Here is a 6174-nt window from a genome sequence, read left to right on the forward strand (position 1 = left end):
TATGTTCTCAATTTCCAGGGGGAATTTGTTTACCCAACTGACGCAGATTACTGAAGCTCTTCATTTGGATTCTTGATCTAGATCAAGGACGAAAAGCGGCTGCCTAGACTACAATAGCTTTAAATATGAGGTGACTGAAATGACTAAGGAAAATGAACTGAAAAAGCGTCTGACCCCGATGCAGTATGCGGTGACCCAAAATGCTGCAACTGAGCCAGCCTTTAGCGGAAAGTACGACGATTTTTTTGAAAAAGGCATTTATGTGGACGTGGTCAGCGGTGAGCCGCTGTTTTCATCGTTGGACAAGTATGATTCAGGGTGCGGCTGGCCGGCTTTTACCAAGCCTTTGGCCAAGCTCACCCAGCGCCGGGACCAGTCCTTTGGCATGGAGCGGACTGAGGTCCGCAGCCGCCAGGCTGATTCTCACCTAGGCCACGTTTTTACCGATGGCCCCTTGGATCAAGGCGGCCTGCGCTACTGCATCAATTCCGCGGCCCTTAGGTTTATTCCTTACGACCAGCTGACAGAAGCAGGCTATGGCGAATACCGGAAAATTTTTGAATAAAGCAAAAACTGGTGCAGTCCCACGATAGGATTTCACCAGTTTTTTGGATTTTGAACACAATATAATAATACAAGTACAATAATATTTAGGCTGGCTCTATTGGGGCATTCTTTTGACAACTGCTTGTTTTACAGGGAAATGCCATTGCTGGAGGAGCCGGATATTGACCGGCTGGGGGAGAGATCCGGCAATGGCGGCCAGCGGATCTACCAGAACCTGGCTAAAATCAAGGCTCCGCGGCCAAAATTGATCATCGACAAGGACAGCACTGAACTGGTCATCGATTTGAATAGTGAAAATAATTAGCGTCACCCGCGTGTTGCAGCGTCTCAGCTTAAAGACAGTGCACCGACGGTGGCGCTTTTTGTTTTGCGGGAGTCGCAATTGAGTACTTTTCGGGAGTCTTTTTTGAAAAAATACCTAACTGAGCCCAAACTTGCACACTCCGTTCCCGAAAAGTCCCCAACTAAAAAAAGTTGTATACAGTTGTATAAGAAAACAAAAGTTGTATAAGGTTGTATAAGCTTATATAATGGACTTGCATGAGAAAACAAACATTAAGGGAGGGACTGTCATGTACAAGGGTAAAAATCCGTTTACTATTTCTTTTGGACGAAAACCGGTGGAATATATCAATCGTTTGAGTGATAGCAATCGCGTGATTACTACATTTACGCAGCCGCCAGTAACTGATCAAGTATATATATTGATGGGGATCAGAGGCAGCGGCAAAACCGTGCTATTAACTGATATTTGTGAGCGGATTGGCCAAATGAAAAATTGGCTGGTGATCAAGATCAGTCCTTTGGACAACATTCTGAAAGCCTTGTACAGTGACCTGCAAAACAGCCGCTTTTTTAACCCTAGCAACTATGAAGCAAGTTACGGCTTGTCATTGTTGGGGGCTAGCGTCACAGTTAACCACCAGCGGCCAGAACCGAACTTGGTCGATTCCATTGATAAGACGCTGGCGACTTTTCAAAAGCAAGGCATAAAGGTTCTGGTGGCTATTGATGAAGCAACCAACACGCCGCAGATGCAGCAGTTTGCCAGTGCCTTCCAGCTTTTTATCAGCAACGACCGCCCCTTGTATTTTTTGGCAACGGGCTTGTACGATGAAATCATGTCTTTGCAGGATGTAAAAAATCTGACCTTTCTCTACCGGTCGCCTAAGATCGTTTTGGCGCCTTTGAATCAAATGGCAGTGGCCAATGCTTATGCCAGCATTTTTAATCTTGACCAAGAAAGAAGCATCGAAATGGCCCGCTTGACCCGGGGCTATCCATTTGCTTTCCAGACTTTGGGCTATGTCTGCTGGGAACAAGGCAGCTGCGAGATTAGTGAAGACACTATGCAAGAATACGATCAATTGCTGGCTGATGCCTCATATGCCAAGCTGTGGAGTGAACTGTCGGATCTGGACCAGGAGGTCCTAAGCGTGATCGCGGAAAACGAAGGGGGAAAGGTGAAAGAGTTCAGAGAGCGGTTAAACATGAATCCGAACCTGTTTAACCAATACCGCCGCCGGCTTAAGAACCAAGGCTTGATCGACACCCGCAAGTACGGGAGCATCTCGTTCACCTTGCCTAGATTCGCGGAATTCGTCCGCTTTGAAACTTATTGACCGCCTTCCTGCAAGCCAACTAGCGGGCAAATAGCCCCCAAAAACTGGGAGATCTGCTAAAATTAAAGTATTGACTGAACTTTTTGGCCCAACTGGGCCTTTCCGCGCCGAAAGCCGCGCATGACTTAGCTGGCGGATTTCAGGGCAGCGGGAATTTATTTAGGAGCAAAAAATGGCAAATATCGCAATTATAATCGCTGGTGGCGTTGGCAAGAGAATGGGTCAGAAGATTCCCAAGCAATTTATCAACATCAATGACAAGCCTGTTTTGGTGTACACGCTTGAATCTTTCCAAAGACACCCGCAAATTGACGCTATTGAATTGGTCTGCCTGGATGGCTGGCAGAACGTTGCTGAAGCCTACGCTAAGCAATATGGAATTACCAAGCTTAAGTGGATCGTCACTGGCGGGGAGACCGGCCAGGAATCCATTCGCAACGGGGTCTTCAACTTAGAAGGCAAAGCGGCTAAAGATGACATCATTCTGGTTCACGATGGCGTGCGTCCATTGATTGACAATGAAGTTATCTCCGACGTGATTGTCAAGTGCCAGCAATATGGCAATGCCGTAACTTCGATGCCTTACAATGAGCAAATTTTTGTCATTGATGAAAAAGACCCGGCTAAGACCCACAAGTACATTCCACGTGAGACCCTGCGCCGCGTGTCGACGCCGCAGGCTTACAATTTTGACCTGCTTGACAGCAAATACCATGAAGCTTTTGAAAAAAAGATTGGCATTTACGGGTCTTCATACACCAACACGATGATGGTTGATCTGGGCGTTGAACTGCACTTCGCGGCTGGCTCAGACATGAACATTAAGCTGACCACGCCGGAAAACCTCAGCTTCTTCAAGGCTTACCTGAACACCAACCAGTTAGATTAGAGGCTCTGCGATGATTACTGATAATCAAGAATACATGTCAGAATTAAGAACTTGGTCTAAAAAATATCAAGATTGGAAGGCCTTCAAAGACAGCTCGATCATGGTTGCCGGGGCAACGGGGATGATTGGCAGCTGCTTGATCGATGCAGTGATGCTTTTGAACAAAGAAGCCGATCTGAACTGCCGGATCGTTGCTTTAGGCCGCAATGCGAAGAAGGCCCAGGGCCGCTTTGGCAGCTATTGGGACGACGCGAACTTTACTTTCGCGGAAGGCGACATCAATGCCGGCGTGAACTATGATGGCCACGTTGACTACATTTTGCACGCGGCCAGCAATACCCACCCCTTGGCTTATTCGAAGTTCCCGATCAGCACGATCACTACCAACGTGATTGGCACGAACAACTTGCTGAGCTACGCGGCTGAACACGGCGTCAAGCGCGTCTTGTTCATGTCATCCGTTGAAGTGTATGGCGAAAACCGCGGTGACGTCGACAAGTTTAAAGAAGACTACTTGGGCTACCTTGACTGCAACACCTTGCGCGCGGGCTACCCTGAAAGCAAGCGTACCGGTGAAGCCCTCTGCCAGGCTTATATCAAAGAAAAAGGCCTGGATGTGGTAATCGCCCGTCTGTCGCGTTCTTTTGGCCCAACGATGCTTAAATCGGATTCTAAGGCCTTGTCCCAGTTCATCAAGAAGGGGATTGCCAAAGAGGACATCGTGCTCAAGAGCGCCGGGACGCAGCAGTATTCATACATCTATTCCGTTGATGCCGTAGCGGCGATCTTTTTCACGCTGGTTCATGGCAAATGCGGTGAAGCCTATAACGTTGCCGGCAGCAAGTGCGATACCACGTTGAAGAACTTGGCGGAAACGATCGCGGACGCGGTCGGCACGAAGGTCGTCTTCGAGCTGCCTGATGCCGAAGAAGCCTCTGGCTATTCAACCGCAACGAAGGCCTTGCTGGATATTGATAAAATCAGCCAGCTGGGCTTTGTGGCGGACACGGAATTGCGCGATGCCTTAAAGGCGACGATGCGCATTTTGAAAGAAGAACAATAAAGAATCTGGGAAAAGCTTCTAGAAGTGGAAAACTTCTGGAAGCTTTTTTATGACATTGAGTTTTTCCCAGACTCTTCAAAGAAATCCAGCGTGCGATTGATTTTTGAAAAATATCTAAGCGGGCACGGAAATTTATTTTAAGTCTATTTAAATACTAGGTGTATTTTTTTGAAAAAATGACAATTTTGAAAAATATGCGTTATAATACGTGGCAAATAGTTGTTTTATCAGGAAAGGAAAAAATATCATGAAGAACCGTTTAGTTAAGAACTTAAGTAAAGCTACTGTTGCTGTTGCCCTGCTTGCAGGTGCTGGTGCCGTTGCCAACCCAGGCACGTCACTGACTGTTCACGCTGCTAAGAAGGCAGCTGCTAAGACCAACAAGAAGGCTGTAGCAAAGACATCGACAACAAAGACCACTAAGAAGGCCGCTAAGTCAACCAAGGAAGCAGCTAAGACTTCAGCAAAGACCACCAAGAAGGCCGCTAAGTCAACCAAGGAAGCAGCTAAGACTTCCGCAAAGACCACCAAGAAGGCCGCAAAGACCACTAAGAAGGCTGACGCAAAGTCAACCAAGAAGGCCGCAAAGACCACTAAGAAGGCTGACGCAAAGACCACTAAGAAGGCTGACGCAAAGTCAACCAAGGAAGCTGCAAAGACTTCAGCAAAGACCACTAAGAAGGCCGCAAAGACCACTAAGAAGGCTGACGCAAAGTCAACCAAGAAGGCCGCAAAGTCAACCAAGACTACTAAGAAGGCTGCTGCTAAGAAGTCAACTAAGACTGCTAAGAAGGCCGCTACTAAGAAGTCAACTAAGACTGCTAAGAAGGCCGCTGCTAAGAAGTCAACTAAGACTGCTAAGAAGGCCGCTACTAAGAAGTCAACTAAGACTGCTAAGAAGGCCGCTGCTAAGAAGTCAACTAAGACTGCTAAGAAGGCCGCTGCTAAGAAGTCAACTAAGACTGCTAAGAAGGCCGCTGCTAAGAAGTCAACTAAGACTGCTAAGAAGGCCGCTGCTAAGAAGTCAACTAAGACTGCTAAGAAGGCCGCTGCTAAGAAGTCAACTAAGACTGCTAAGAAGGCCGCTGCTAAGAAGTCAACTAAGACTGCTAAGAAGGCCGCTGCTAAGAAGTCAACTAAGACTACCAAGAAGGCTGCTGCTAAGAAGTCAACTAAGACCACTAAGAAGGCCGCAAAGTCAACTAAGACTACCAAGAAGACTACTAAGCCAGCAACTAAGACTACTACTGACACTAAGTCAACTACTACCCCAGCAACTGACGCAACTAAGACTACTACTGACACTAAGTCAACTACTACCCCAGCAGCTGACGCAACTAAGACTACTACTGACACTAAGTCAACTACTACCCCAGCAACTGACGCAACTAAGACTACTACTGACGCTGCAAAGTAATTTTGCTGGAAGAAGCGAATAGCAATATTAACCTAAAGTGTTGAATGATTACTCGATGGAGCAATTGTTCAACACTTTTTTACTATCAGAAATCAACTGCAGTTAGATAGCTTTAGGGTAACGTTCTTGTCAAAGCGTTAGTTGCTAGGTATTTTTTGAAACGGGCTGTAGTTAGGTACTTTACGGGGCTCAAATTTTTGCAAAAGCCCGTAGTTGGGTACTTTACGGGGCTCGATTTTTTGCAAAAGCCCGTAGTTGGGTACTTTACGGGGCTCAAATTTTTGCAAAAGCCCGTAGTTGGGTACTTTACGGGGCTCGATTTTTTGCAAAAGCCCGTAGTTGGGTACTTTACGGGGCTCGATTTTTTGCAAAAGCCCGTAGTTGGGTACTTTACGGGGCTCAAATTTTTGCAAAAGCCCGTAGTTAGGTACTTTACGGGGCTCATTTTTCCAAAATCAGCCGTAATTAGGTACTTTTAGGGGAAAAATCGGTTCAGTATAAATTCTTGTGTAAATAGAAATTAGATAACAAAAAAAGAAGGGTTGTCCCTTACAATGTTAATAACGACAAAAACATGGGGAGCCCTTCTTACTATGAATTATACAGAACTGTCAGT

The 6174-nt window shown here is 46.5% G+C and carries 6 protein-coding genes; all 6 read left to right on the top strand.

Going from position 1 to position 6174, the window contains the following annotated elements; translation table 11 throughout:
- Window positions 1-139: 139 nt before the first annotated feature.
- The 6 genes from msrB (at window position 140) to FYJ62_RS07405 (ending at window position 5558) form a co-directional block, all read left to right on the top strand.
- The gene (gene msrB / locus FYJ62_RS07380) at window positions 140-565 is read left to right on the top strand and encodes a peptide-methionine (R)-S-oxide reductase MsrB (protein WP_154549063.1); all 426 of its coding nucleotides are present in this window, start codon (window positions 140-142) and stop codon (window positions 563-565) included.
- Window positions 566-664: 99 nt separating this feature from the next.
- Window positions 665-871 carry a hypothetical protein gene (locus FYJ62_RS07385; protein ID WP_154549064.1) on the top strand — a complete coding sequence of 69 codons (207 nt, stop codon included), beginning with the start codon at window positions 665-667 and terminating at the stop codon, window positions 869-871.
- Between the two features lie 466 nt (window positions 872-1337).
- Entirely contained in the window at window positions 1338-2189 is an 852-nt protein-coding gene (locus FYJ62_RS07390) for a winged helix-turn-helix domain-containing protein (protein WP_154549065.1), read from the top strand.
- A gap of 172 nt (window positions 2190-2361) precedes the next feature.
- Window positions 2362-3078, top strand: coding sequence for an IspD/TarI family cytidylyltransferase (locus FYJ62_RS07395; RefSeq protein WP_154549066.1), 717 nt, complete (start codon window positions 2362-2364; stop codon window positions 3076-3078).
- Window positions 3079-3088: 10 nt separating this feature from the next.
- Complete coding sequence (locus tag FYJ62_RS07400; protein ID WP_154549067.1) at window positions 3089-4141, top strand: NAD-dependent epimerase/dehydratase family protein; 1053 nt, start codon at window positions 3089-3091, stop codon at window positions 4139-4141.
- Window positions 4142-4388: 247 nt separating this feature from the next.
- Window positions 4389-5558 carry a hypothetical protein gene (locus tag FYJ62_RS07405; protein ID WP_154549068.1) on the top strand — a complete coding sequence of 390 codons (1170 nt, stop codon included), beginning with the start codon at window positions 4389-4391 and terminating at the stop codon, window positions 5556-5558.
- The last annotated feature ends 616 nt before the right edge of the window (window positions 5559-6174 follow it).

Origin of the sequence: Lactobacillus porci (genome assembly GCF_009695985.1) — a bacterium.
GTDB classification, from domain to species: Bacteria; Bacillota; Bacilli; order Lactobacillales; family Lactobacillaceae; genus Lactobacillus; species Lactobacillus absianus.